Raw genomic sequence first — 24,475 nt, 5'->3', positions numbered from 1 at the left:
CCGGCCGCGGGCTGGGTCACCTCACCCCAGCTCCTGGTCCCGCATCTCCCGCCACCTCCGGATCCCGCTCGCATCCGTCAGGAGCCCGCCGCTCCCGGTCTCGACGGCCGTGGCCCCGAGTCGCGCGGCCAGCGCCACGACCGTCGGGACGATGCTGTCGTCGGCTCGGATCGAGAGCATGAGCGTGGACGTCGCCTGGTCGCCCCTCCCCGTACCGAGCCGGAACTCGATGCTCCCCGGGGTGCCGTTCCAGATCCCCAGCGGGTGTTCCGTCCACTCCGTTTCGGGGAACACCGCGACGACGTGCTCGCGCACCTGGGCAACCGTGCCCAGCGGGATGTCCGGGATCGGTTCGGTCAGGGCCTGGAGATCTGCCGTCGTACGGATGTTCTCCGGCATGCGCATGATGATGACGTCCCAGCTCATGTCCGCATCGTACGCGTGCTGCCGATCGGGCGGTTCCGCCCGATCGCGTCAGAGAACCACGACGCCTGCGACGGCGTCGAACCCCCGCAGTCGCGCGTAGTCGTCGATCGCGCGCACCACCGCACGGGCGACGACGGCGCTCGATCGCGGGCGCTCGGGCGAGGGCTCGTTGGTCACGGTCACGGTCACCTCCCCCAGCTCACCCGCCGCGTGAATCGTGTGACGGGTGCGTGCCGCCGTGGGGTCAGCCACCACCCGTGCGGTCGCGCTGTCCCACGCGTCGGCCGCGAGGGCCACGGCAGCGGCGACATTGGCGGACGCCGGAAACCGCCGCGTCACGGCGGTGGCGAGATCGTCGTCCAGCATGATCTCCTCCTGTCCCGAGTCCAGCCGCTGGCGCAGCGCGTCATCCATCCACGGCTGGATGAGCGTGGCCGGGAGCTTCCTGCTCTCGATGGTGACCTCACGGAGCGCGCCGCCCAACCGCAGCGCGCGCACCTGATCGAGCCCGCCGATCGCTCCCGTGCACGCGATGAGCTGCCCGGGGCCACCGGTCAGTCGCCGACGGAGAAGGGGATCGGCGAGGGCGCCGATGGAGAGGAGGAGAACGTCGGTACCCCGTGCGATGATCGGCACCAGGCGCTCCTCGACGGCGCGCTGCGTGGCGGCTTCGACCAGCAGGTCCAGGTCGTCTGCGATCACGTCACCGCGTCCGAACGTTCCCACCACGTCATACGGTCGCGAGGCGAGTTCGTCCCGCACCGTGCGGGCGATGTTGCCGCCGCCGAGGAATCCGATCCGCAAGCGCGTCATCGCTCCATCCTCGCGTACGAGCAGCGCGTCTGCGGCGCCACGACCCCGAGGAGAACAATGTCCATCGCATCCGCGCTCGTCACCGCCACGGTGATCGCCGCTTCCGCCATCAGTCCCGCCGACCCCGCCTGGGCGACGCCCGTCGTCGAACACTGCGCAGTGGAGGTCATCGCCTCCGCCGACGAGTCCGTCTCCGGGGAGGACATCGTCTGCTTCGCCACCGAGGCTGAAAGAGACGGCTATGTCTCCGCTCAGACGCTCACCCAGCGCCGCGCCGGTTCGGGCTCGGTGAAGCTCGGAACCGCGTACAAGGGCACGAATCTCACCGGATCGAGCCTCGCGTTCTGGGGCACCGGCACGTGCGCCGGCACGACATACGGTTTCGCCTCTCTCGCCTCCGACTGGGTCACCGGGATGCGGTCGATCACGGGGGCGGGGTGCAGCGTGCGGGTGTACAGCGCGGCGAATTACGGCGGCAACTCCGTCACGTGCACACCGACGTGCAATGCGCTGGGGTCCGTGGTCGGCACGGCACGATCACTGATCTTCCGTCCGCTCTGATTTCAGCGAGGGCTCGACGTGGCGGCAACCGGTGCCAGCTGGAGGGCCGTGCAGATCTCTGGTGCATCCGAGGGGACGACGACGGCCGTCCCATTCGGTGCGACGCACACCGTGAGGGGTGGTACCGGGAAGGGCACTTCGGGGGGTAGGGACAACGGATCGTAGTCGGGTTCGTATGTCCCCTCCTCCCACATCCGGGTGCACAGCTCGAGCACATCGCTGCGAACCCCTGGGTTGAATGGTCCCGACATCGCGACCTCACCGCCGTTGAATCCGCCATCCGCGTTTCGTTTGGCCTCACTGGCGCACATCGCGATCGAGGTATCCGCAAGTTCTGCGGGTGCCAGCACCCGCAGTCCGGCGACGGCCACGCCGCCTACGGCGACCAGGGAGAGCACCGAACCGATGATGACCCGGCGCCGGCGCGTGCGGTGCGCGCGGACAGGCTCGGAGGCGACGTGCGCGGCGAGCGCCTCGCGCATCGCCGTCAGTCGGGCGGGAGAGATGTCCCTCTCATCGTTCATCCGCAGCCTCCTCTCTCCAAGGTATGTCCGCAGGAGTCAAAATGGTTCGCAGTCGATCGCGCGCACGGTACAGCCGCGACTTCACGGTCCCGACGGGCAACGCCAGCGCCGAGGCCGCGTCGACGATCGAGTACTCCTCCAGCAGCACCAGCTGAACAACCACCTGATCGCGCGCATCCAGCGATGCGAGGGCCTGCCGCACGCGTCGTCGGGTTTCCTCGCGACTCACATCCTCGTCGACACCGTCGGCCACGTCCGGTTCGTCCATACTCGGGGGAAGCTTCGCCAGCATCGCGCCGTACCGTCGCTTGGAGCGGGTGAGGTTGCGGCAGACGTTGGTGGTGACCACGAAGAGCCAGGGCAGAAGTGAGTCATCGACGATGCGCACCTTCTTGCGCAGCCGCCAGAGCTCCAGGAAGACGACAGCTGTCGCTTCCTCGGCGAGATCGAAGGAATCCGTCTGGCGGAACGCGGCCGCCAGCACGCGCCGGCGGTAGCGGTCGAAGATCTCGACGAAGGCACGTTGAGAACCCGATGTCGCTGCAAGCCACAGCGCCGCGTCCGAATCCCCCTGCACCGATCCAGCGTACGAAGGCGCCTCCAGGGAAGCAAATGATGAGCGGCACCGCCCCTCGGCCCGGGACGGATCACGCCGCGGAGCAGTCACGTACAGTGAAACCATGGCAGCCGCGAAGCGCGTGACCATCACGGACATCGCCCGGATCGCCGGCGTGTCCCCTGGTGCGGTCTCGTTCGCGCTCAACGGCAAGCCCGGGGTGAGCGAGGAGACGCGCGCACGCATCCTGCGGGTTGCGAGGGAGCAGCACTGGCGCCCCTCGCAGGTGGCGCGCTCGCTGGTCGGCGCTCGCGCGAACGCGGTGGGCCTGGCGCTCAACCGGCCCGCGCGGTCGCTGGGTACCGAAGCGTTCTTCACCGACCTGATCGCGGGGATTCAGCAGGGCCTCAGCGATGGCCGAGCGGGTCTGCAGCTGCGCCTCGTGTCGAGTCTGGATGACGAGCTCGAAACACATCGGCAGTGGCACGCCGCGCACCAGGTGGACGGGGTCTTGGTCATCGATCCCTTGGGCGATGATCCGCGCGTCCAGGCCCTCCATCACCTGCAGATGCCGGCCGTGCTCGTCGGCTCACATGTCCGGGCCACGTCTGCGGTGTGGGTCGATGACACCGAGACAGCGACCACCCTCTTCGGCCATCTCGCGGCTCTGGGTCACACCCGCATCGCCTATGTCGCCGGTCCTGCGGCGCTGGAGCACACGCGACTGCGCGCCGGGGTGCTGGAGCGGCTCGTCGGCGGAAGGACGATCAACACCGATTTCTCGCCCGCCGCGGCCGGTGAAGTGACACGCGAGCTGCTGCAGCCGATCGACCGCCCGAGCGCCATCGTGTACGACAACGATGTGATGGCCGTCGCCGGGCTTCGGGTGGCTCAGGAGGTGGGGGTAGGCGTCCCCCGCGACGTGTCACTGGCGAGTTTCGACGACTCGGTGATCGCCGCGCTGGTACGACCGTCGCTCACCGCGATGACCCGCGACACGTTCGAACTGGGCGAACGCGCCGCGCGACTGCTGCTGCGGCAGATCGACAGTGACGTGGCACTGCCCGGAGAGGCGGGCCCCACCCCGGTGCTCACCGTGCGCGAGAGCACCGGGCATCTGCGGCGCTGACGCTGGCGCTGTCCTCCCCGCTCGGTCACGGGCCGAACGGCAACCCCGGATCGCGAAGAACTCGCGGGTCAGCAGTGAAGGACGCGCCTTCGGTCACGGCGCCAGTTCCCACAGCTCGATCGGCAGCCCCTCGGGATCACGCAGGCGGGCGAAACGGCCGAAATCGGTCACCCACTCGTCCCGCGTCTCTACCTCGATCCCTGCGGCCCGCAGACGCACCACCAGCGCAGTCAGATCCGTCACGCGCAGGTTCAGCATGAACGGCTGGTCGGCGTCGAAGTAGTCGCTGTCCTGCGGGAAAGGTGCGAACACGGTCATGCCGGCTTCCTGCGTCCACGCCGCATCCTCGCCCGCGGCGATGCCGAGGTGCTGCCGATACCAGGCGGAGCGCGCCTGGGGATCCCGGCTCCGGAAGAACACCCCGCCGATTCCTGTCACCGTCATGGCGTCATGCTACGTCCGCCGACTCGGCCACCGCGCCGGTCGTGAGACGTCTGAGTTATCCACACTCATCCATGTTTCGTACTTTTGTTCCCTGCTCTCCGGGAGTATTAGGGTATGAAATTAGAACATATGGCGGAGAGGTTCTCTGGCAGACCAGCCCCCGGCCGCGGTCGGCGATGGCCACCGCCGGCCGCGGCTGCAGGCTTCCGCCACGCGGAAGCGTCACCACGTGATGCCGCCGCTCGAGTCAAGCGCGCCTCTATCGATGCGATCGTGGCGATCACCCGCTCGCGGGCCGCTGTGGATGCGCGGGAAGCGACGTTGCTCGCTGACCTCGTCGCACTGCCGGGCGCGTCCGGCAGGTCGTCCGACACTGATCTGGAACTGCGATCCCTCGCCGCCGAAGTCGGTGCCACCATCCGCGTGAGCGATCGTACGATTCAGCGCCGGATGTCCGACGCGCATCAGCTCGTGCACGGTTTTCCGCAGGTGCACGCGGCGCTCGCCGAGGGTGAGGTCACCGCATCGCATGTGCGGGTGATCCTGGACCACGGAGCACACACCGAGCCCGGCGCCATCCGCGACGAGTATGTGGTGAGGGCACTCGCGCTGGCGCGGGTCGAGTCGCCGAATCGCCTGCGGGGCATGCTGGCACGCGTTGCCGAAGAGGCGCAGGCTTCTGGGATCACCGAGCGCCACCGGATCGCGCGTCAGTCGCGAGCGGTATGGATCACCGATGACCGCGACGGCATGTCGACCCTGCACGCTCTTCTGCCGTCCGTGCTCGCTCATGGGGTGAAGGATCGGCTGGATCAGATGGCGCACGAGCTTCGGGGCGCGCGCCGCACGGCGGTCCTCGGCGGAGGTGGCGACGTCGGCTCCGGTGGCGCGGGTGGACCCGGTGAGCACCGCGAGCACCGCGAGCCCCGTGGGCCCCACGAGCACGGCGGGCCCCACGAGCACGACGAGCCCCATGAGCAGCGCGGGCCCCAGGAGCACGGCGGACCTGGTCGGTTCGGTGAGCTCGGTGAGCTCGGTGAGCTCGGTGAGCTCGGCGAGCTCGGTGAGCCGAATGGTTCGGACAAGTGGGCTGAGCTCGGTGGCGCCGATGGGTTCGGCACCCCTGCGGAGCTCAGCGAGTCCGGTCATACCGATGCCGGAGGTGCCACCGATGCTCGCACAGCGGATCAGATGCGCGCCGATCTTCTCGCCGACCTCCTGCTCACGTCTGCGCCTACAAGTGTGAGCACCGGGATCGGAGCGATCCGCGCCACGATCGCCGTCACGATTCCGGTCCTGACGCTGGCCGGCCGAGGTGACGAGGGCGCGGAGCTCGACGGCGCGGTTCCTATCGACGCGGATACCGCCCGTCTTCTCGCCGGGGGTGAGGCCGGGTGGGACCGCGTGCTCACGCATCCCGTCTCCGGGGCCGTGCTGGCAACGGATCGGTATCGTCCGACCGCGGAGATGAAGCGTTTTCTCGCCCATCGCGATCAGCACTGTCGGCATCCTGGCTGCCGCGTTCCTGTCCGGCGCACCGATATCGACCACAACCGAGATTGGGCCCACGGAGGCAAGACCGACGTGGCGAATCTGGCCCCGCTGTGCCGAAGGCACCACACGCTCAAGACGAGCGCCGGGTGGACGATCATTCCACGGCCGGGAGGGGTCCTGGAGTTCGTCACGCCGCTCGGCTACCGCTATATCGACACGCCTCAACCCCGCACGGTCGCGTTCAGCGCCGGCCTCTCGGCCGGGCGTGCGCACGCGGCCACGGAAACGACGGATGGCACGCCCCCGTGGTGACGCCCAGCGCCCGCCCGAGAAGACCACGCACCATATACCTTCACAGGTGCGCGACACGAAGCCCGCTACGCCGCATGCGCCTCGACTCAGCGGCACGGTCAGGAGAGCATAGGGTCATGACCAACGTGCGAGAGGTCGCAGGTGTCTCCACCGCACACGCCCAGGAACTGACGGAACTGGCGATCGGTGCGCGCGATCTCGACCCCGATTCGGCAGTGACGTCGCTCTCCGGGTTTGATGAGCTGCCGCGGCTGCGGAGGCTCGAGGTGTGGGGGCTGGGCTTGGAGTCTCTGGATCTCACGGGGGCAGGAGCCCTCGAAGAGCTCATCGCCAGCGACAACGCACTCACCCGCATCGACCTGTCGGCCACTCCCCACCTCATCTCACTGGCGGTGGGACGCAACCCGCTGAGCTCTCTCGATCTGAGCCCGGTGGGTGGGCTCCGGGAGCTGCGGTGCGACAGCGCGGGACTCGCCGAGCTGGATCTGTCTCCCGTGCCTCACCTGCGGGATCTGCGATGCTTCGGTAACGCGCTGACTGCTCTTGACCTCCGTCTCGTGCCGGAGCTGCGCCGCCTGCACTGCGAGGACAATCTCCTCACCGAACTGGATCTTTCGGTCCTCCCGCATCTGGAGCACGCCGGATACAGCGGCAACCCGATCACACCGGTGGCAGTGAGCCTCGGGCGGGCAGGGACGTTCTCCTCCGTGTGCGGTGCGGATTTCGAGCGCACACGCCGCATCGACGGTGTGGACGTCCTGATCACGGTCGCCACCTCCGACCCTGCTGTGCTCGACGGGCTGCGCGCCCCGCTGGGCCGCGCGCTCGCCGCGCTGCGGAGCCTCACGGCGCAGGCCCGTCTTCTGCTCGAAGAGACCCACCCGGGCGAAGACGCCGGCATCCCGCTCGTCTCCATCACCTTCCGCACCGACGGGTCCGTGCAACTGGGCTTCGACGCGGGAGAGTCGCCCGCTGGCGCGCTCGAAGTCGGCGTCGTCTTCGACCACGACCTGGTGCGCCAGCCGGACCTCGTGTACGAGGTGTACTGAGCCACCCCCACCGCGACCCGTACCGGACTCATCCCGCCACGACGCGCACGGCACCGGCCGCGAATCCCGACTGCACCGAACATACGCCGAACCACGAATCACCCGGCGCCCGCCGCGAATCCCGACTGCACCGAACATCCGCCGAACCACGAACCACACGGCACCCGCCGCGAATCACGCCCTGCACCGGACTCACCACGAACCACGAGCCACGAACCACACGGCACCCGCCGCGAATCCCGGCCCGTACGGGACTCATCCCGCCACGACGCCCACGGTGCCCGCCGCGAATCACGACCTGCACCGAACTCTCCCGAACCGCTGCCGGTGGGCGCGCTCATGAGCGCTCCACGGTTCGCCGGGCGCAGAGCCGTGCCTCACCCGACATATGTGCACATCGGGTGTGCACTGCGTCATCGGGATCCGGGGTGGCAGTTACGCGGCGTGCGTGATCCGCGCAGGCCGCTCGGCACTCCGCTCGCGAGCATCGACGAGCGGGCGACCCATCAGCAGGCCGGGAAGACCGCGGCCATCCGTCGTGAACGTGAGGATGAGAGTCACCAGCCAGAACGCACCGGAGAGCAGCTCGCCCGCCCCGGGGATCAGCGCCAGCAGCGCGGCACCCGAGATTCCCGACAGCAGACGCAGCACGCGCGACGGGAACTCCTTGCCCGGACCGCGATAGGCCAGCTGAACACTGTGGTCGCCGACGGATCGGCCGGTGGCGAGGATGAGGACTGTCCAGAGCACGAGCGGCAGGACGTTCGCAACGGTCGAGGAGATCACCGTCTGCGCTTCGGTGACCCGGTGACCGTTCAGCAGCGAGAAGGCCAGCTGCATCGCCACCGCCGCACCGGCGCCGATCACCCAGAACGACAGCGCATCGCAGACCATCGCCAGCAGACGCCGCCCCCGCGTCACGGGCCGCGGCAGATCGGCACCCGGCAGCTCCCGGCCGCCCCGCAGGCGAGCTGGGATCACGAGCCCGATCACCGCTCCGATGAACGCCCCGGCCGTGTTGGTGATCAGGTCCGCGACGTCGAAGAAGCGGTAGGCGCACGAGTAGACACCCCACACACCCGTGAGCTGAGTCAGCTCGATGAACAAGGACACCCCGAAGCCGACGGCAGTGGCGAGGACGATGCCGCGGCCCGCGAGCACCCGGATGAAGAACCCGAGCGGCACGAACAGCAAGACGTTCAAGGCCAGCTGCAGCACAGCCGCGCTGAGCAGAACGTTCCCGCCCTCCCCGATGGCCTTCTGCACGTCGTGGACCGCGTCCATCGGATTGAGGATCGCCCCGGCGCAGTACTCGATCGGCCCGTCGGGAAGCGGCAACAGCGTGTAGGTCCAGATCGCCCAGAAGTACACCAGCGCCGCCGACCACAGCAGGAACATCCCCGCCGTGAGCCGACCGCGACGACGATAGACCCGTGCCACGAAGGGGACGAAGAGAAGGATGCCGAGCAGTCCGCCCGCTCCGAGTGCGATGAATCCGGACAGAAGTTGATTGCTCATGACATATCCATCTTCGCTGGCCGGGCCCGGCCGCCGCGTCGCCCGCGAGGCGTAGCCGGGTCATCCCGGCGAACGATCCGGGGCGCAATCCGGCGAGGGTCCTGGGACGCAACCCCCGCGAAGGGTCCGGGACGCAATCCCCGCGAAGGGTCCGGGACGCAATCCCCGCGAACGATCCCACGCCCCTGCGAACGGTCCGGGACACAACCCCGCGAACGGTCCGGGACACAACCCCGCGAACGATCCAAGGCGCACCCCCGCCAAGGATCCGAGACACAACCCGCGAACGATCCCACGACCCCGCGAACAACTCCAGGGCCACAACCCGCGAAGGATCCAGGGCACACGTCGGACCGCAGCGCACACCACAGCCGTCAGGATCTCGTGAGGATTCCCGTGATTACGCATCATCGGCCGTCAGGAACGCGTAGGTTCTACGTCCGTGGTGAATGACACTCGCGATCCCGCCAGTCCCCGACCCAGCGCCAAGCGCTGGATCCTCGGGGAGCCGTTGACGTCCACGCAGGCGGACGACCAGCTTCTGCCGAAGAAGCTCGCGCTGCCGATCTTCGCCTCCGACGCGCTGAGCTCGGTCGCCTACGCACCGCAGGAGATCATGATGATCCTGCTGCTGGGCGGCGCCGCGTTCCTTTCGTTCGCCCCCTGGGTCGCCGCGGCGGTCGTCCTGCTGCTCGTCGTGGTGGTGCTCAGCTACCGCCAGCTGATCCGGGCCTACCCGTCGGGCGGCGGCGACTACGAGGTGGCATCGAAGAATCTTGGCGAGAAGGCCGGCGTCGTGGTGGCCGCGGCCCTCCTCGTCGACTACGTGCTCACCGTCGCCGTCTCTGTCGCCTCCGGCGTCGACAACATCATCTCCGCGCTCCCGGTGCTGAACCCCTGGCGCGTCGAACTCGCCATCGGGTTCGTCGTGCTCATCATCCTGATGAACCTCCGCGGCGTGCGCGAGGCCTCGTCGGTCTTCGCCGTTCCCACCTACATCTTCATCGGCTCGGTCGGCGTGATGATCGTCGTCGGCCTCGCACGCACGGTGCTGGGCGACGCTCCTGTCGCCTCCAGCGCCGACTACACCTCGCAGGTGCACTCGCTGACCAACGCCGCCGTGGTCCTCCTGGTGCTCCGCGCGTTCTCCTCCGGCTGCTCGGCGCTCACCGGAGTCGAGGCCGTCTCCAACGGCGTCCAGGCGTTCCGCCGCCCCAAGATCCGCAACGCCCAGACGACCCTCGCCATCATGGGAACGATCGCGGGATGCCTGTTCGCGGGACTCGTCGCGCTCGCCCTCATCAGCGGAATCCACTACGCGGAGAACCCGTGCGATCTGCAGGGCTTCGACTGCACGCAGCCGCAGCCGAGCCTCATCGCCCAGCTTGCGGCCGCCGTCTTCGGCGGCGGGTCGATCCCGTTCTTCATCATCCAGGCCGCCACCGCTTGCGTGCTGCTGCTCGCGGCCAACACCGCGTTCAACGGCTTCCCCCTCCTCGGCGCCGTCCTCGCCCGCGACGGATACGCGCCGAAGGCGCTGAACACCCGCGGTGACCGCCTGGTGTTCAGCAACGGCATGATCCTGCTCGGCATCGGGGCGATCACGATCCTGCTGGTGTTCCAGGCGAACCTCACCACGCTGATCCAGCTCTACATCATCGGTGTCTTCGTGTCGTTCACGCTGGGCCAGATCGGCATGGTCCGCCACTGGCGCCGCGTCCTGCGCGAGATGCGGGAGGAGCTGCCTGCGGGCAGCGAGCATCAGCGCAGCACCGACTTCACCCGGCACGAGGCGGTGAAGGGCCTCATCATCAACTCCGCCGGTGCGACGATGACCTCGCTCGTGCTCGTCATCGTGACCATCACGAAGTTCACGCACGGCGCCTGGCTCGTGTTCCTCGCGATCCCGGTGCTGTCGATCCTGATGATCGGCGTGAGCCGCTACTACCGCGACGTCGAGGCGGAGATCACCGTCACCGACGTCCCCCACTTCGGCGCGCAGGGCGACGTCGCGATCGTTCTGGTCAACCGCCTGCAGAAGCCGGTGCTCAAGGCGCTGGACTACGCACTCGCTGCGAACCACCGAACGCTGCTCGCGGTTCACGTCTCGGCGGATCCCGCCGAGACCGAGCGGCTGCTCGCGGACTGGGATAGCAAGCGGATGCCCGTTCCGCTCACCGTCGTGGAGTCTCCGTACCGCTTCTATGCGGCTCCGGTGGCGATGTTCATCAAGCAGTTCCGCGAGAAGCACGGGCCGTCGGTGGTCACCGTCTACCTGCCGCAGTACATCGTCGGGCACTGGTGGGAGAGCGTGCTGCACAACCGCAGGGCCAAGCGGATGGCGCAGCAGCTGATGCTGGTCCACGGCGTCACCATCACCCTGGTCCCCTGGCTGCTGGACTCGTCGGAGATCATCTACGGCCGCCGCTCACGCGTGATGCCCGGACAGGAGCGCTCCGGCCAGCCCTTCCCCGCCGCAGAGCCACGGCGGGCCACCCGGGCCGGCGGCCCGCCCGATCACAGCTGACCCGCGCCGGTGCTCGCGTGAGCCCGTCAGAAAACTCATCGCCGAATTCGTGAACCTTTTCCGTGTGAACGGACATCTCATCCACAGGGGGTCACTTTTTCGAGGATGAGGACAGGACATGGCACGCGCCCTTCGCCACCCCGCAACGATCATGCTGCTCGTCGGGCTCGCCGTCCTCGGCCTCGCCCTGTGCTGTCTGGGCGGGAGCGTCGTCTTCACCGCGCTGGCGGAGGACGGGTCGCCTGATCAGCCGCCGGCGGCCGCCATCGTCTGCGTGATCGTCGGCGCTGTGGCCTTCGTCGTCGGGGTGATCGGAGTGTGCCTCGCCGCACTGGCCTCCCGCCCCGTCGCGCGGCCGCATCGGACAGCTTCGGACGTGGGCGGCCGGCGCGGCATGTCCGAGCCCACTGCGTAGGATGTGAGCGTCAGAGGCGGAGGGGATCGCGATGATGCCGCATCAGGGAGCACCGGGGTTTTCCCCCGCCACGCCCGGTGACCCGCGCGGAAGCCACCAGCGCCCACTGCGCTTCGGGGGCGCCGGGGTGCTGTCCGCACCGATGCGACGAAGCGGGCCCCGCGGGTCGACCGTCGCAACCGCGATCGCCACCGTCCTGATCGTGCTCGCGGGATGCGGTGGAATGTGGGCGGCGTCGGCCACGGCGCGGGCCAACATGTTCCCCGGCGCACCCCTGGAAGACGTCGCCGCCGCGTTGGGTACACACCTGGACGCCGACGGCGATGCCTGGAGGGACGATCTCGTGCCCGCACTCGCCGCCCAGTTCACCGACGCCGGCTCACGCCCCGGCGCCGGCGACGCCGCCGCGCTGGACGCGCTGGGCGTCACGCGCAGCACGGAGATCACCGTGGCGCCGTGGCGCGCGAACGGCGACCTGATCGACAAGGATCGCCCCGCCGATGTGTCCGACGCCTACCTCGCCACGACGCTCACCCTGCCCGACGCATCGACCACGGTCCTCAACGCTCAGGGCCTGTTCGTGCGGGCCTTCTACTACGACGGATCCGACCAGCCGGAGCAGTCGCGCGCGGGCGAGGACCCGACGGCGGTAGCGCCGTGGGCCCTCGGCTCGCTGACCGCGTCCGGCGCGCAGTCCTCCGTCGTCGCCGAGAACGAGAGCTGCTCCGATCCGCTGCAGGCCATGGTCGCGCTCTCGACGGTTGCACGCACGACCGGCACGCTCGCTTCCCCCTGCGCCCTCGGCGGATCGGCCGTCGCGGTCGCCGCAGGACTCGATGCGGCCGCGATCGCGGCGACCTTCCCGGTGCTGGGCGAGTACTCCGAGCTGCCCCAGATTCCCGCGCTGCCCGGCGATCCGGAGGACGTCGGACTCGTGCAGTACCGCTTCACGGCGGGCGAGCAGAATCTGGTCGCGGTGCTCGTCAGCACGCAGGACTACGGCTGGGCGTTCGTCGGCATCGCCGGGGCGCAGTCATGACGGGGGTGCGGTCGTGAAGGGCGGCGCGAAGACGGTGTGGGCCGGGGCCGGCGTGATCGCGCTGGCGATCGCCGGTGCGTTCACCGCGATCACCTGGCCCCACGAGGTCGAAACCGGAACGGTCGCCGAGGTCCCGGGAATCGTCGCCACCCAGCCCCCGCTGGTTCCCGAGCGTGATCCGTCCAGCGACGAGCGCCACCAGAGCATATGGGACGGAATGAACCAGGCGATGCTCGCCAAAGACCGCGACGCCTTCCTCTCGCACACCACTGGTGAAGCCACCACACAGCTGGCCACCTGGTGGGACGGCACCAGCACGATCGGCTGGGACGTCGCGGCGATTTCACCGTGGGACGACTACACCGTGATCCTCGGCGCCCAGCTTGCCTTCGCCGCCCACCCGGAGCGCGGCAGCGGCGCCGACGATGCCGGACTCCAGCTGATCCAGGGGTTCTACTACGATGTCGAGTGGGATGGCGACCTGATCTCGTCGATCACCCCCTACACCGAGCCGATGCCGTGGGACGAAGGACCACTGTATGCGGCCCGGTCGGAGCACGTGGTGCTGTTCGGGGCGGCCGACGAGCAGGCTCTGGTCGACGCCAATCTCGCGCAGGCCGAAGCGTCGGCGCAGATGGCGCTGAGCGAGGTCCGCAAGCTCGGCGGCGACGTTCCGATGGACGGGTTCGTGGCCGCGATCACCGATGACTCCGCGCGGCTCTCGCGCTGGCAGTTCGGCGGCGGCCAGCAGTGGGACATGGACGTGGCCGGATTCGCCATGCCGACCTATCGGCCACCGTCCCCGGCGCCCTGGCTGGACCCGCGCATCGCCACCGGGGATGCCAGCAGCGGCACGATCGTGGCTGTGGGTCCGCTGAGCGCCGACCAGCGATCGGAGACGTTGACACATGAGTTCCTGCACGCCCTGCACCTGACCGCGGCGCCGACCAGCGAGAGCCAGCCGTCTGTGGCCGTTATGGAGGGTTTCGCCGAGTGGGCCACGGCCGATTCGGGCGCCGACGATTTCACCTACCGCCGCCCCGAGGTCAAGGATGCCGTCGCCCGCGCGGGAACGGAAGCCTTCTCCGACGACGCTCTGCGTGCATCAGACGCGTGGCTGGGATACGGCGCTGCGGGGTCGGTCTACGGCTTCGTGCAGGCGAGCGGGGGCGACGCCTGGCGGCTCGCGGTGGATGCGCAGCGCTCCGGTGCGGACCTCTTCACGGTGGCGCAGGCGCAGAATCCAGCTCTCACCCCAGACGCCTGGCAGGCGTGGGTCGCGGCGCAATAGCCACCCCGCGCAGGCCGCCCGCGGCGCGCACATCACGAGGCGCGGTGCGACGGGTCTCCGGCCGTGCAGTGACGAGCTGAGCGCTCCGTGTGAGGGACCCGTCAGGGATCCGGGCGCTGCCGTGTGGATTCCGTGAGGGCCCCGTGCACCGTGCATGAGAGGGCGGAAGCATCGAAGCATCCGTTCCGATTCAAAGGAAGATCATGCTCGATGTCTTCTCCGTCCTGCTGACGCTCGCGTGCTTCGCGCTCGTCGCTGTGGTCGCGCGATTGGTGGAGAAGCGATGATCGCCCTCTCCACGATCGCCGCCGTCCTCGCCGTCGCCGCGCTCGTCTACCTCGTCGTCGCGCTGTGGAAGCCGGAGCGCTTCTGATGATGATCCTGCCGCCGCGCACCCTCGTCGTCCCCCGCACCCTCACGCCGGAGCTCAGCTGATGCCCGCCACCGCCGCCGCCATCGTGCAGGCGCTCGCCCTCGTCGCCCTTCTCGTCATCACCCACCGGCCCATGGGCGATCTGCTGGCTCGGGTCTACACCGCACGGCGCCACCTGCGCATCGAGCGCGGCACCTACAAGCTGCTCGGTGTGGACGGCGACGCCCAGCAGTCGTGGCCGATGTATCTGCGCGGAGTGCTGGCCTTCTCCGTCGTCGGCATGCTGCTCGTCTACCTGCTGCAGCGGACGCAACAGTGGCTTCCCGCGTCGCTGGGGCTTCCCGCCGTCTCCGAGCCCATCGCTTTCAACACCGCAGCATCGTTCGTCGCCAACACGAACTGGCAGTCCTACTCCCCCGAGGCGACGGTCGGATACGTCGTCCAGGCGTGCGGACTCGCGGTGCAGAACTTCGTGTCCGCCGCCGTCGGCATCGCCGTGGCGGTCGCCCTCGTGCGTGGATTCGCCGCACGCGGCACCGGAGTGATCGGCAACTTCTGGGTCGACCTCATCCGCGGCACCTATCGGGTGCTGCTGCCGATCTCCGTCATCGGCGCCACGATCCTCATCGCGGGCGGCGTCATCGAGAACCTCACCGCCGTCACCACCGCACAGACCCTCGCCGGCGCGACACAGTCCATCCCCGGCGGCCCGGTCGCCTCCCAGGAGGTCATCAAGCTCCTGGGCACCAACGGCGGCGGCTTCTTCAACGCCAACTCCGCCCACCCGTTCGAGAACCCGGCACCGTGGACCAACCTCTTCGAGTGCTTCCTGATCCTCCTGATCCCGTTCGCGCTCCCCCGCACCTTCGGCGTGATGGTCGGCGATCGCCGCCAGGGCTACGCGATCACCGCGGCGATGGCCACGATCTTCGTCGTGTCGCTCGTCGCGCTGTCGCTGCTCGAAGCGGGTGCCGCAGGTACCGCACCGCAGCTTGCGGAAGGGGCGATGGAGGGCAAGGAGACCCGCTTCGGCATCTTCGGCTCCACCCTGTTCTCCTCCGCCGCCACCCTCACCTCCACCGGTGCCGTCAACGCCATGCACGACTCGTACACGGCCCTCGGCGGCATGATGCCGATGCTGAACATGATGCTCGGCGAGATCGCGCCCGGCGGAGTCGGCTCCGGACTCTACGGCATGCTCGTGATCGCCGTCATCGCGGTGTTCGTCGGCGGGCTGCTCATCGGCCGCACCCCGGAGTACCTCGGCAAGCGCCTCGGACCGCAGGAGGTCACGCTCGCGAGCCTGTACATCCTCGTGGTGCCCACCCTCGTGCTCGCCGGAACCGCGCTCAGCTTCGCGATCCCCGGCGTGCGGGACGAGATCACGGGATCCGCGATGCTGAACCCGGGTCCCCACGGCCTCAGTGAGGTGCTCTACGCGTTCACCTCCGCGGCCAACAACAACGGCTCCGCCTTCGCCGGTCTGACCGCGTCCGGACCGTGGCTGGCCAATGCCCTGGGCGTCGCGATGCTCCTCGGCCGGTTCATCCCGATCGTGTTCGTGCTCGCCCTCGCCGGAGCCCTTGCTACGCAGTCCCCCGCTCCGGCGACCGCGGGAACCCTCCCGACCCACCGCCCGCTCTTCGTGGGCCTCCTGATCGGAGTGGCCGTGATCGTCACCGCGCTGACCTACTTCCCGGTGCTCGCGCTGGGTCCCCTCGCGGAAGGACTCGCCTGACATGGCCGTGATCACCGATCCCCGGACACCGACAGCGCACCCGCGCCCCACACCCTCACCGGCACTCACCCCGGAATCCCGTGGAAGGACTCTTCTGACATGGCTGTGATCACCGATCACCCCGCCGCAACGCCTCGTACCGCACCGGCACGCACGTTCAGCGTGCAGCAGGTACGCGCCGCACTTCCCGGCGCCTTCCGGCGACTCGACCCGCGCACGCAATGGCGTAACCCGGTCCTGATGCTCGTCTGGGCCGGTGCTGCCTTCACGACGGTGCTGGCCGTCGCGGAGCCGTTCCTCGGTGGCGACGGCCCCGTCGGCTTCACCGCGGCAATCGCCGCGTGGCTCTGGCTCACGGTCCTGTTCGCCAACCTCGCCGAATCCGTCGCCGAGGGGCGCGGCAAGGCTCAGGCCGACACACTGCGGCGCACCCGCGCCACCACCACGGCGCGACGCGTGGTGTCACCGGACGCCACGGACCCCGGCGCCTTCGCCACCACCGTCACGGAGGTGGCCTCGACGGACCTCAAGGTGGGCGACCGCGTCATCGTCGAGGCCGGTGAGCTGATCCCCGGCGACGGCGACGTCGAGTGGGGCATCGCCACCGTCGACGAGTCGGCCATCACGGGAGAGTCCGCCCCGGTCGTGCGCGAATCCGGTGGCGACCGCTCGGCCGTGACCGGAGGCACGCGCGTTCTCAGCGATCGCATCGTCGTGCGCATCACTGCGCAGCCGGGCGAGACCTTCGTCGACCGCATGATCGCCCTCGTGGAAGGCGCCGCCCGCCAGCGCACCCCGAACGAGATCGCGCTCAACATCCTCCTGGCGAGCCTGTCGTTCGTGTTCGTCGTGGTGGTCATGACACTGAATCCGATCGCATCCGCCGTCACCTCCCCCGTATCGCTCGCCGTGCTGATCGCGCTCCTCGTCTGCCTCATCCCCACGACCATCGGCGCCCTGCTGAGTGCCATCGGCATCGCCGGAATGGATCGGCTGGTGCAGCGAAACGTCCTGGCCATGTCGGGGCGGGCCGTCGAGGCGGCCGGAGACGTCACCACGCTCCTGCTCGACAAGACCGGCACGATCACATACGGCAACCGCCGTGCCGTGCGCTTCATCCCCCTGCCGGGCATCGGCGAGGGCGACCTCGTCCGCACCGCCGCTCTCAGCTCGCTCGCCGACCCCACACCCGAGGGCTCCTCGGTGGTCGCCCTCGCGGAGCAGCTGGGCGTGCACGCCACGGACGACGGCGAGGCGGCAGTGGTTCCCTTCACCGCGCAGACACGTATGAGCGGCCTGGATCTCCGCGACGGCACGCGCATCCGCAAGGGAGCCGGCTCCGCGGTGCGCGCCTGGCTGACATCGGAGGGCGTGACGCTCTCCGATACGGCGGACGCGGCGCTCACGGAGCACACCGACGCGATCGCCTCCGATGGCGGCACCCCGCTGGCCGTGGCCGTGCTCCGTGCAGACGGCTCGGGGGACGTTCTCGGCGTCATCCACCTGAAGGACGTCGTCAAGGAAGGACTGCGCGAGCGGTTCGACGAACTGCGAGCCATGGGCATCCGTACGGTGATGGTGACGGGCGACAACCCGCTCACCGCCCACGCCATCGCACGCGAGGCCGGCGTCGACGACGTCCTCGCGGAAGCGACACCCGAAAACAAGCTCGAGCTGATCCGGCGGGAGCAAGAGGGCGGCCGCATGGTGGCCATGACCGGTGACGGCACCAATGATGCCCCGGCGCTCGCACAGGCCGATGTCGGGGTGGCGATGAACACCGGCACCTCGGCGGCGAAGGAGGCGGGGAACATGATCGACCTCGACTCCGACCCCACCAAGCTGATCGACATCGTCCGCATCGGCAAGCAACTGCTCATCACCCGCGGCGCGCTCACCACGTTCTCGCTGGCCAACGACATCGCCAAGTACTTCGCCATCATCCCCGCGCTGTTCATGACAGCCTTCCCCGGGCTCGCCGCGCTGAACATCATGGGCCTGCACTCGCCGGCGTCCGCGGTCCTGTCGGCGATCATCTTCAACGCGATCATCATCGTGATCCTCATCCCGCTGGCACTGCGCGGAGTCCGCTACCGTCCCGCGAGTGCGGCATCGCTCCTGGGCAGGAACCTGCTCGTCTACGGACTCGGCGGCCTGATCGCGCCCTTCATCGGGATCAAGCTGATCGACCTCGTCGTCAGCCTCATCCCCGGCTTCTGAAGCCCCCTCCCACTCTCTGATCCAGAGGAATCTCCACCATGTCTGTTCGCACGACACTTCGTACCCATGCCACTGCGCTCCGGGCCATGCTCGTCCTCACCGTCATCCTCGGACTCGCCTACCCCGCCCTCATGCTGCTCGTCGGCCTCGCGATGCCCGCCCAGGCGAACGGCTCGCTGGTGCGGGATGACAACGGCACGGTTGTCGGGTCCGCGCTCATCGGCCAGTCCTTCACCGACGAATCGGGCAAGCCCCTGCCGCAGTACTTCCAGTCGCGTCCATCCGCGTCCGGCTATGACGCACTCGCGTCCGGCGGCAGCAACCTCGGCCCGGAGAACCCGGAGCTCGCCGATGCGATCCGCGATCGACAGGCGAGCGGGGCGACGGCGACCGACGCACTGACGGCGTCGGGCTCCGGTCTCGACCCCGATATCTCGCCGGAGAACGCGCTCTCCCAGGTGCCCGGGGTCGCGGCGGCCCGCGGACTGGACGAGTCGGTGGTGCGCGAGCTCGTGCGGTCTATGATCAGGCCGAGGGACCTCGGATTCCTCGGCGACGAGCGCGTGAACGTGCTCGAGCTCAACCGGGCGCTGGACGCGTCGGCACGATAGCGGAGGACGACGGATGAAGCAGGCGAGCCTGCGGGTCCTGCCCGACGCGACCCGCACACCCGCCGCGCCGGACGGAGCGCGGCGGTGAAGCGCGGAAATCTGCGCGTCCTGCTCGGTGCGGCCCCGGGTGTCGGCAAGACCGTCGAGATGCTCACCGAGGGGGCGCGTCTTCGAGACGAAGGACGCGACGTGGTGATCGGTGTCGTGGAGACCCACGGCCGCGCGATGACCACGGCACGCACCGAAGGGCTCGAGCGGATCCCCCGCCAGCGCGTCGAGCACCGGGGCGTCACCCTGGAGGAGCTGGATGTGGCAGCCGTGCTGCGGCGACACCCGGATGTCGCCCTCATCGACGAGCTCGCGCACACCAACGCCCCCGGCTCCACGAACGCGAAACGCTGGCAGGACGTGGAGGATCTGCGAGACGCCGGCATCGACGTGATCACCACGGTCAACGTCCAGCACATCGAATCGCTCGGCGACGTCGTGCGCCGGATCACCGGCGTCTCGCAGGCCGAGACCGTTCCGGACGCGGTGGTGCGCGGCGCCGACCAGATCGAGGTGATCGACGTGGCGCCGCAGGCGCTGCGCGACCGGCTCTCCGCGGGCTTCGTCTATCCGGCCGAGCGCATCGATGCCGCTCTCTCGAACTACTTCCGGCTCGGGAACCTCACCGCACTGCGCGAACTCGCGCTGCTGTGGCTCGCCGACGAGGTCGAGAGCTCGCTGGCTCAGTATCGCGAGCAGCAGGGCATCGACGCCCCCTGGCAGACCCGCGAGCGGGTGGTGGTCGCCCTCACCGGCGGACCCGAGGGAGACACGCTCCTGCGGCGCGGCGCTCGCATCGCCGCGCGCGGTGCGGGTGGCGAGCTGATCGCGGTACACGTCTCGGGGCAGGATGGGCTGTCAAGCTCGGATCCCTCGCTGCTGTCCGCACAGCGCACCCTCGTGGAGAGTCTGGGCGGCTCCTTCCACACGGTGGTCGGCGATGACATCCCCCGCGCGCTCGTCTCCTTCGCGCGCTCGGTCGAAGCAACGCAGCTCGTGCTCGGCGCGAGCCGCCGGGGACGGTTGGCCACGGCGTTCACCGGCCCGGGGATCGGAGCCGCCGTCATCCGCGAGTCCGGCGAGATCGACGTGCACATGGTCACGCACCCCGAAGCGGGCGGCGCCACCCGGCTTCCCCGCATGGCCCGCGGTGCGCTCAGCCGCCGCCGGGTCGTCCTCGGATTCGTCGTTGCGCTCATCGGCGGTCCGGTGCTCAGCTGGCTCCTCACCGCATTCCACACCGAAGCGGCGATCACCTCGGAGGTGCTCGGCTATCAGCTGCTGGTCGTGGTCGTTGCCCTCATCGGCGGCATCTGGCCCGCGCTGTTCGCCGCCGTCCTGTCCGGCGTCACCCTGGACTTCCTGTTCGTGGCGCCGCTGTACAAGGTCACCGTCGCCGACCCTCTGCACGCCCTCGCTCTGGGCCTGTACGTCATCATCGCGATCCTGGTGAGCGCCATCGTCGACCAAGCCGCCCGACGGCTGCGATCCGCCAAGCGCTCGGCGGCGGAATCGGAGCTGCTCGCCACCGTCGCGGGCTCCGTGCTGCGTGGTGAGAGCGCCGTGCCCGCGCTGGTCTCACGCACCCGCGAGGCCCTGGGTGCCGCCGGAGTGCGCCTCGTGTCCCCCGAGGGTGCGGTGCTGGCGACAGATGGCGAACCCGTCCGCGGATCGGAGGAGCCGGACGTCCGCGTCCAGATCGGATCCGGACCGCAGGCCGTGCTGGAGGTGCACGGCGCGCGACTGGATGCATCGGAGCAGCGCCTGCTCGGAGCCATCGCCGCCCAGTTGTCCGGCGCGCTGGAGAACGCAGAGCTCACCGAGCAGGCCCGCCGCGCCGGCGCGATCGAGGCAGCGGATCAGGTGCGCTCCGCCCTGCTCTCCGCGGTAAGTCACGATGTGCGCCGCCCGCTCGCGGCAGCCGTTGCGGCGGTGGGGGGACTGCGCGCGGCGGGCGAGCGTCTGGATCCCGCAGACCGCGCGGAACTGCTGGAAACCGCTGAGGAGAGCCTCGGCACACTGTCCTCCCTGGTCACCGATCTCCTCGACGTCTCCCGGGTGCAGGCGGGGGCACTCGCCGTGCGGCTGGAGCCGACAGATGTGAGCTCGGTCATCCTGGCCTCGCTCGACGAACTGCGCGTCACACCGGCGGATCTCGAGCTGCTGCTGGATCCCGCCCTGCCGCCGGTCGCGGCGGATGCCGTGCTGCTCAAGCGCGTGCTCGTCAACGTCCTCGCCAACGCCCAGCGCCACACGCCCCTGGGCACCCGCATCGCCCTCAGCACCAGTGAGCTGCGCGGCACGGTGGAGATCCGGGTGATCGATCACGGCCCCGGAGTGCCGCCCGACCGGCTCGGCGACATCTTCCTGCCGTTCCAGCGCCACGGCGACACCGACAACAGCAGCGGACTCGGGCTCGGCCTCGCTCTCTCGCGCGGTTTCACGGAGGGCATGGGCGGCATGCTCACGGCCGAGGCCACCCCGGGCGGCGGGCTCACCATGGTGGTCTCGCTCCCCGCAGCCGCGGCTTCGGTGACGGACGAGTGATGACTGTCCTTCCCGCCTCCCCTCTCCTCACCGCCATACGACACTCATCGGAGGGTGCATGAAACTCCTGATAGCGGACGATGACCCCCAGCTCGTGCGTGCGCTGCGCATCACCCTCGGCGCGCAGGGCTACGAGGTCGTGACGGCGGCCGATGGAGAGGAAGCAGTGGCGCAGGCGGTCGCCGAGCACCCGGACATCGTGATGCTGGACCTCGGCATGCCCCACCTGGATGGCGTGGAGGTGATCCACGCACTGCGCGGCTGGATGACGGCTCCCATCATCGTGGTCTCCGGCCGGACCGGGTCCGCGGACAAGGTCGACGCCCTCGACGCGGGTGCGGATGACTACGTCACCAAGCCGTTCCAGATGGATGAGCTGCTGGCGCGCCTGCGAGCAGTGTCGCGCCGCGCCCAGCCGGCCATCACGCCGACCGACCCCGTGGTGAGGTTCGGCGCGGTCGAGGTGGACCTCGCCGCCCACGTGGTGACCCGCGAGGACATCGCGGTGCATCTCACTCCCACGGAATGGCGGATGCTCGAGTTCCTGGCCCGCCACCCCGGCGCTCTCGTCACACGACAGGCCTTACTCAAGGAGCTGTGGGGCACCGATCAGGTGAGCGACACCGGGTACCTCCGCCTGTACATCTCGCAGTTGCGCAAGAAGCTCGAACGCGATCCGTCGCGCCCCGTCCACCTGCTCACCGAATCGGGAATGGGCTACCGGCTGATTCTCGACGCCGCATCACCGAACTGACGGAACGCACGCCGACGACGCGGTGCGCTCGTCCGTGACGGCGACGTCGTCCGTCATCCGAGGGTGCGGGCACGGGAACGGTCTCGGGCCTCCGCGAGCGCATCGATCAGGCGCGTGTGGAAGCTCGACGTGGAATGCCGCTCTGCCACCACCCGCTTCGCCTCGCCGGTGGACGCGACGATCGCCTGCCAGTCGGTGATGACGTGCCGCAGCGCTGAGACGAGCGCCGGAACGTCGTCAGGCTCGACCGCCCGCGCCGTCGGGACAGCGGCGATCGCCTCCTTCAGCCCCGCTCGCGCCGCCACGATCACGGGGCGCCCGGCCAGCACCGCCTCCACGGCGACGTTCCCGAAACCCTCGTCGAGACGGGACGGGACCACCAGCACGTCGATGTCCGAGAGACAGGGACCCACATCCGAACGGAAGCCCAGAAACCGGACACGATCGGCGACTCCCCGCTCCAGCGCTGCGGCGCGCAACTCGCGTTCGTACCACTCGTAGCCGGGGAACACCGCGCCCACGAGGTCCAGCCGGGCGTCAATGCCGCCCTCGACGAGGGCGGGCAGCGCGCTCACCAGCAGATCCACTCCCTTGCGCGGGGAGAGCCTGCCGAGATATCCGATCCGGAGGGTGCCATCGAGCTTCTGCCGAGCCGGAGCGACGCCGGACGGCACGGGCACGGGGTTGAGGACCACTCTGGTGCGGGCAGAAAGGGCGGGTTCGCTGGAGAGCAGATCGTCGCGGGTGAACCGACTGTTGCAGACGACGACATCGGCGGAGCGCGCGGGGAACGCGAGCACCCGTCGCACCAGGGCACCGGCGGCAGTCTCCGCTTCGTGCAGGTGCAGAACCACACTCGCGCGACGGCGGGAGAGCAGACACCACAGCGGCAACGTGATGGTCGAGACGTAGACGAGCTCGGCGCGATGCTCCGCAATCAGCCGCCGGACCCGTCGAACCTCATGAAGGGCGAGGCGCACCAGCAGCGACCATCCCGAGGGCGCCATCAGCGACTTGCGAAGGACGAGCAGATCCGACACCTGGACGTCGGCTCCGGCCTCCCGAAGCTCATCGGCGAGGGGACCTTCCTGCGGCAGAAGCACGCGGACGTCGGAGCCGGCCGCGAGCATCCCGCGCACCGCCTCGGCGAACACGCGGTCCGAGCCGTACTGTTCTGCTCCCGGGTGCACGGCGAGGACGCGATCGGGCAGAGGAGAGGAAGGCATCGGGACAGGATCGCAGGAACGAGTCCGCGGCGACGGGAGGAGTCCACAGCCCCTGCGCGCGGTGGTCGCCCGCGCGTCCCGCGCCGATGACATACTCGCCGCATGGCGAACCGCATCCGCACGGCGCTCATCGTCTCGATCGCCCTGCTGCTGACATCGCTCACCGGGTGCGCCCGAACGCTGCACGGGGTGGAGCTCTACCAGAGCGCCCAGCAGCAGTTCCTGAGCACCGCGACCACCATGCACCGTGTCCTGATGGCGATCCATCCCGGGGACTGGACCGTGCCGACGGGGGGCTACGGTGCCGTTCCGATAGCGTGCAGTCGGGGCTGGAGCGGGGACTTCGGCTACATGTTCTCCTATCGCCGTGACGTGGACGTGGACATCTCCGACGCCGCCGCTCTGCAGGAACGTGCGACAGAAGCGTTCGCGCGCGCCGGGCTGGAAAGCAGCTCCCCGGTGTACGGGACGGGCCAGGGTGCGGAGTGGAATGTCATCGCGGAAGACGCCTCGATAGGGCGGCTGGTGGTGACCGTCATACCCTCTGCCGGACGGGTCGAAGTGTCCGCCGACTCCCCGTGCGTGGCCGGCGATGCGGGCGAGCTGAGGTCGATGATCATCGAAGACGACACGGTGACGACCTGGCGATCGCTGCCCGCCTTCGAGGGGCCGACGTCGGTCCCGCTGTTCTATTTCCCCGCCGACGGTCCGCTCTACTTCCGTGAAGACGGCACCCCGATCGAGCCTCAGCCGGTCGTCACCGTCGCCCCGGTGTCGCCGTGGTCGACCCCCGGGCCGACCCCGTAAGAACACATCCGGATCGGCAACAGTTGACTTTTCGAACTGTTCGCGCCAAGATG

General features: G+C 69.3%; 22 protein-coding genes. 15 read left to right on the top strand and 7 right to left on the bottom strand.

All coding sequences use genetic code 11. The features are described from left to right. Positions 1-21: 21 nt before the first annotated feature. Positions 22-426: a hypothetical protein gene (locus ACIQJ5_RS12685; protein ID WP_402844469.1), complete on the bottom strand. Its 405-nt coding sequence runs from the start codon at positions 424-426 to the stop codon at positions 22-24. A gap of 48 nt (positions 427-474) precedes the next feature. Continuing rightward, entirely contained in the window at positions 475-1,239 is a 765-nt protein-coding gene (locus ACIQJ5_RS12680) for an aspartate dehydrogenase domain-containing protein (RefSeq protein ID WP_402844466.1), read from the bottom strand. Between the two features lie 57 nt (positions 1,240-1,296). On the opposite strand from ACIQJ5_RS12680, the gene ACIQJ5_RS12675 reads away from it, so the two are divergent. Beyond that, entirely contained in the window at positions 1,297-1,800 is a 504-nt protein-coding gene (locus tag ACIQJ5_RS12675; RefSeq protein ID WP_231092955.1) for a hypothetical protein, read from the top strand. A gap of 2 nt (positions 1,801-1,802) precedes the next feature. Here ACIQJ5_RS12675 and ACIQJ5_RS12670 read toward each other — a convergent pair whose 3' ends face one another. Continuing rightward, positions 1,803-2,324, bottom strand: a complete 522-nt coding sequence (locus ACIQJ5_RS12670; RefSeq protein WP_231092956.1) for a hypothetical protein — start codon at positions 2,322-2,324, stop codon at positions 1,803-1,805. Then, complete coding sequence (locus ACIQJ5_RS12665; RefSeq protein ID WP_231092957.1) at positions 2,314-2,901, bottom strand: RNA polymerase sigma factor; 588 nt, start codon at positions 2,899-2,901, stop codon at positions 2,314-2,316. Before ACIQJ5_RS12665 ends, ACIQJ5_RS12670 begins: the two co-directional genes overlap by 11 nt. 103 nt (positions 2,902-3,004) lie before the next feature. Here ACIQJ5_RS12665 and ACIQJ5_RS12660 point away from each other — a divergent pair, with 103 nt between their 5' ends. Further along, a complete protein-coding gene (locus tag ACIQJ5_RS12660) occupies positions 3,005-4,009 on the top strand; it encodes a LacI family DNA-binding transcriptional regulator (protein ID WP_231092958.1) in 1,005 nt (334 codons plus the stop codon). 93 nt (positions 4,010-4,102) lie between these two features. Here the strand turns inward: ACIQJ5_RS12660 and ACIQJ5_RS12655 are convergent, their stop codons facing one another. After that, positions 4,103-4,453, bottom strand: coding sequence for a VOC family protein (locus ACIQJ5_RS12655; protein ID WP_231092959.1), 351 nt, complete (start codon positions 4,451-4,453; stop codon positions 4,103-4,105). Between the two features lie 273 nt (positions 4,454-4,726). Between ACIQJ5_RS12655 and ACIQJ5_RS12650 the strand changes: the two genes are divergently transcribed. Continuing rightward, positions 4,727-6,259 (top strand): DUF222 domain-containing protein, encoded by a 1,533-nt coding sequence (locus ACIQJ5_RS12650; RefSeq protein ID WP_402844459.1) that lies wholly within the window; start codon positions 4,727-4,729, stop codon positions 6,257-6,259. Between the two features lie 116 nt (positions 6,260-6,375). Beyond that, positions 6,376-7,308 (top strand): leucine-rich repeat domain-containing protein, encoded by a 933-nt coding sequence (locus tag ACIQJ5_RS12645; protein WP_402844457.1) that lies wholly within the window; start codon positions 6,376-6,378, stop codon positions 7,306-7,308. Between the two features lie 435 nt (positions 7,309-7,743). Here the strand turns inward: ACIQJ5_RS12645 and ACIQJ5_RS12640 are convergent, their stop codons facing one another. After that, positions 7,744-8,826, bottom strand: a complete 1,083-nt coding sequence (locus tag ACIQJ5_RS12640) for a VanZ family protein (protein WP_402844455.1) — start codon at positions 8,824-8,826, stop codon at positions 7,744-7,746. Between the two features lie 442 nt (positions 8,827-9,268). On the opposite strand from ACIQJ5_RS12640, the gene ACIQJ5_RS12635 reads away from it, so the two are divergent. The 10 genes from ACIQJ5_RS12635 to ACIQJ5_RS12590 all read left to right on the top strand — a co-directional run bounded on the left by ACIQJ5_RS12635 (position 9,269) and on the right by ACIQJ5_RS12590 (position 22,389). Next, the gene (locus ACIQJ5_RS12635) at positions 9,269-11,353 is read left to right on the top strand and encodes an APC family permease (RefSeq protein ID WP_402844452.1); all 2,085 of its coding nucleotides are present in this window, start codon (positions 9,269-9,271) and stop codon (positions 11,351-11,353) included. A 118-nt stretch (positions 11,354-11,471) separates the two neighbouring features. Further along, positions 11,472-11,768 carry a hypothetical protein gene (locus ACIQJ5_RS12630; protein ID WP_402844449.1) on the top strand — a complete coding sequence of 99 codons (297 nt, stop codon included), beginning with the start codon at positions 11,472-11,474 and terminating at the stop codon, positions 11,766-11,768. 31 nt (positions 11,769-11,799) lie between these two features. Then, on the top strand, positions 11,800-12,807 hold the full coding sequence (locus ACIQJ5_RS12625; RefSeq protein ID WP_402844446.1) for a hypothetical protein: 1,008 nt from the start codon (positions 11,800-11,802) through the stop codon (positions 12,805-12,807). Positions 12,808-12,820: 13 nt separating this feature from the next. After that, positions 12,821-14,098, top strand: coding sequence for a hypothetical protein (locus ACIQJ5_RS12620; RefSeq protein ID WP_231092966.1), 1,278 nt, complete (start codon positions 12,821-12,823; stop codon positions 14,096-14,098). Between the two features lie 283 nt (positions 14,099-14,381). Beyond that, positions 14,382-14,471 carry a K(+)-transporting ATPase subunit F gene (gene kdpF, locus ACIQJ5_RS12615; RefSeq protein WP_402844443.1) on the top strand — a complete coding sequence of 30 codons (90 nt, stop codon included), beginning with the start codon at positions 14,382-14,384 and terminating at the stop codon, positions 14,469-14,471. Between the two features lie 61 nt (positions 14,472-14,532). Then, complete coding sequence (gene kdpA / locus ACIQJ5_RS12610) at positions 14,533-16,209, top strand: potassium-transporting ATPase subunit KdpA (protein WP_402844440.1); 1,677 nt, start codon at positions 14,533-14,535, stop codon at positions 16,207-16,209. 99 nt (positions 16,210-16,308) lie between these two features. Further along, positions 16,309-18,429: a potassium-transporting ATPase subunit KdpB gene (gene kdpB, locus ACIQJ5_RS12605; protein WP_402844437.1), complete on the top strand. Its 2,121-nt coding sequence runs from the start codon at positions 16,309-16,311 to the stop codon at positions 18,427-18,429. Positions 18,430-18,467: 38 nt separating this feature from the next. Further along, positions 18,468-19,040, top strand: coding sequence for a K(+)-transporting ATPase subunit C (kdpC, locus tag ACIQJ5_RS12600; RefSeq protein WP_231092970.1), 573 nt, complete (start codon positions 18,468-18,470; stop codon positions 19,038-19,040). Between the two features lie 84 nt (positions 19,041-19,124). Continuing rightward, positions 19,125-21,635 (top strand): ATP-binding protein, encoded by a 2,511-nt coding sequence (locus tag ACIQJ5_RS12595; protein WP_402844433.1) that lies wholly within the window; start codon positions 19,125-19,127, stop codon positions 21,633-21,635. A 58-nt stretch (positions 21,636-21,693) separates the two neighbouring features. Further along, the gene (locus tag ACIQJ5_RS12590) at positions 21,694-22,389 is read left to right on the top strand and encodes a response regulator (protein WP_402844431.1); all 696 of its coding nucleotides are present in this window, start codon (positions 21,694-21,696) and stop codon (positions 22,387-22,389) included. A gap of 53 nt (positions 22,390-22,442) precedes the next feature. Here the strand turns inward: ACIQJ5_RS12590 and ACIQJ5_RS12585 are convergent, their stop codons facing one another. Next, positions 22,443-23,615: a glycosyltransferase gene (locus ACIQJ5_RS12585; protein WP_231092973.1), complete on the bottom strand. Its 1,173-nt coding sequence runs from the start codon at positions 23,613-23,615 to the stop codon at positions 22,443-22,445. Between the two features lie 102 nt (positions 23,616-23,717). Here ACIQJ5_RS12585 and ACIQJ5_RS12580 point away from each other — a divergent pair, with 102 nt between their 5' ends. After that, the gene (locus ACIQJ5_RS12580; RefSeq protein WP_231092974.1) at positions 23,718-24,422 is read left to right on the top strand and encodes a hypothetical protein; all 705 of its coding nucleotides are present in this window, start codon (positions 23,718-23,720) and stop codon (positions 24,420-24,422) included. Positions 24,423-24,475: the final 53 nt, after the last annotated feature.

Origin of the sequence: Microbacterium sp. GXS0129 (assembly GCF_044769785.1) — a bacterium.
Lineage (GTDB): Bacteria > Actinomycetota > Actinomycetes > Actinomycetales > Microbacteriaceae > Microbacterium > Microbacterium nymphoidis.
Note: the sequence above shows the minus strand (reverse complement) of the source record. Positions and strands in the feature narration are given on the sequence as shown.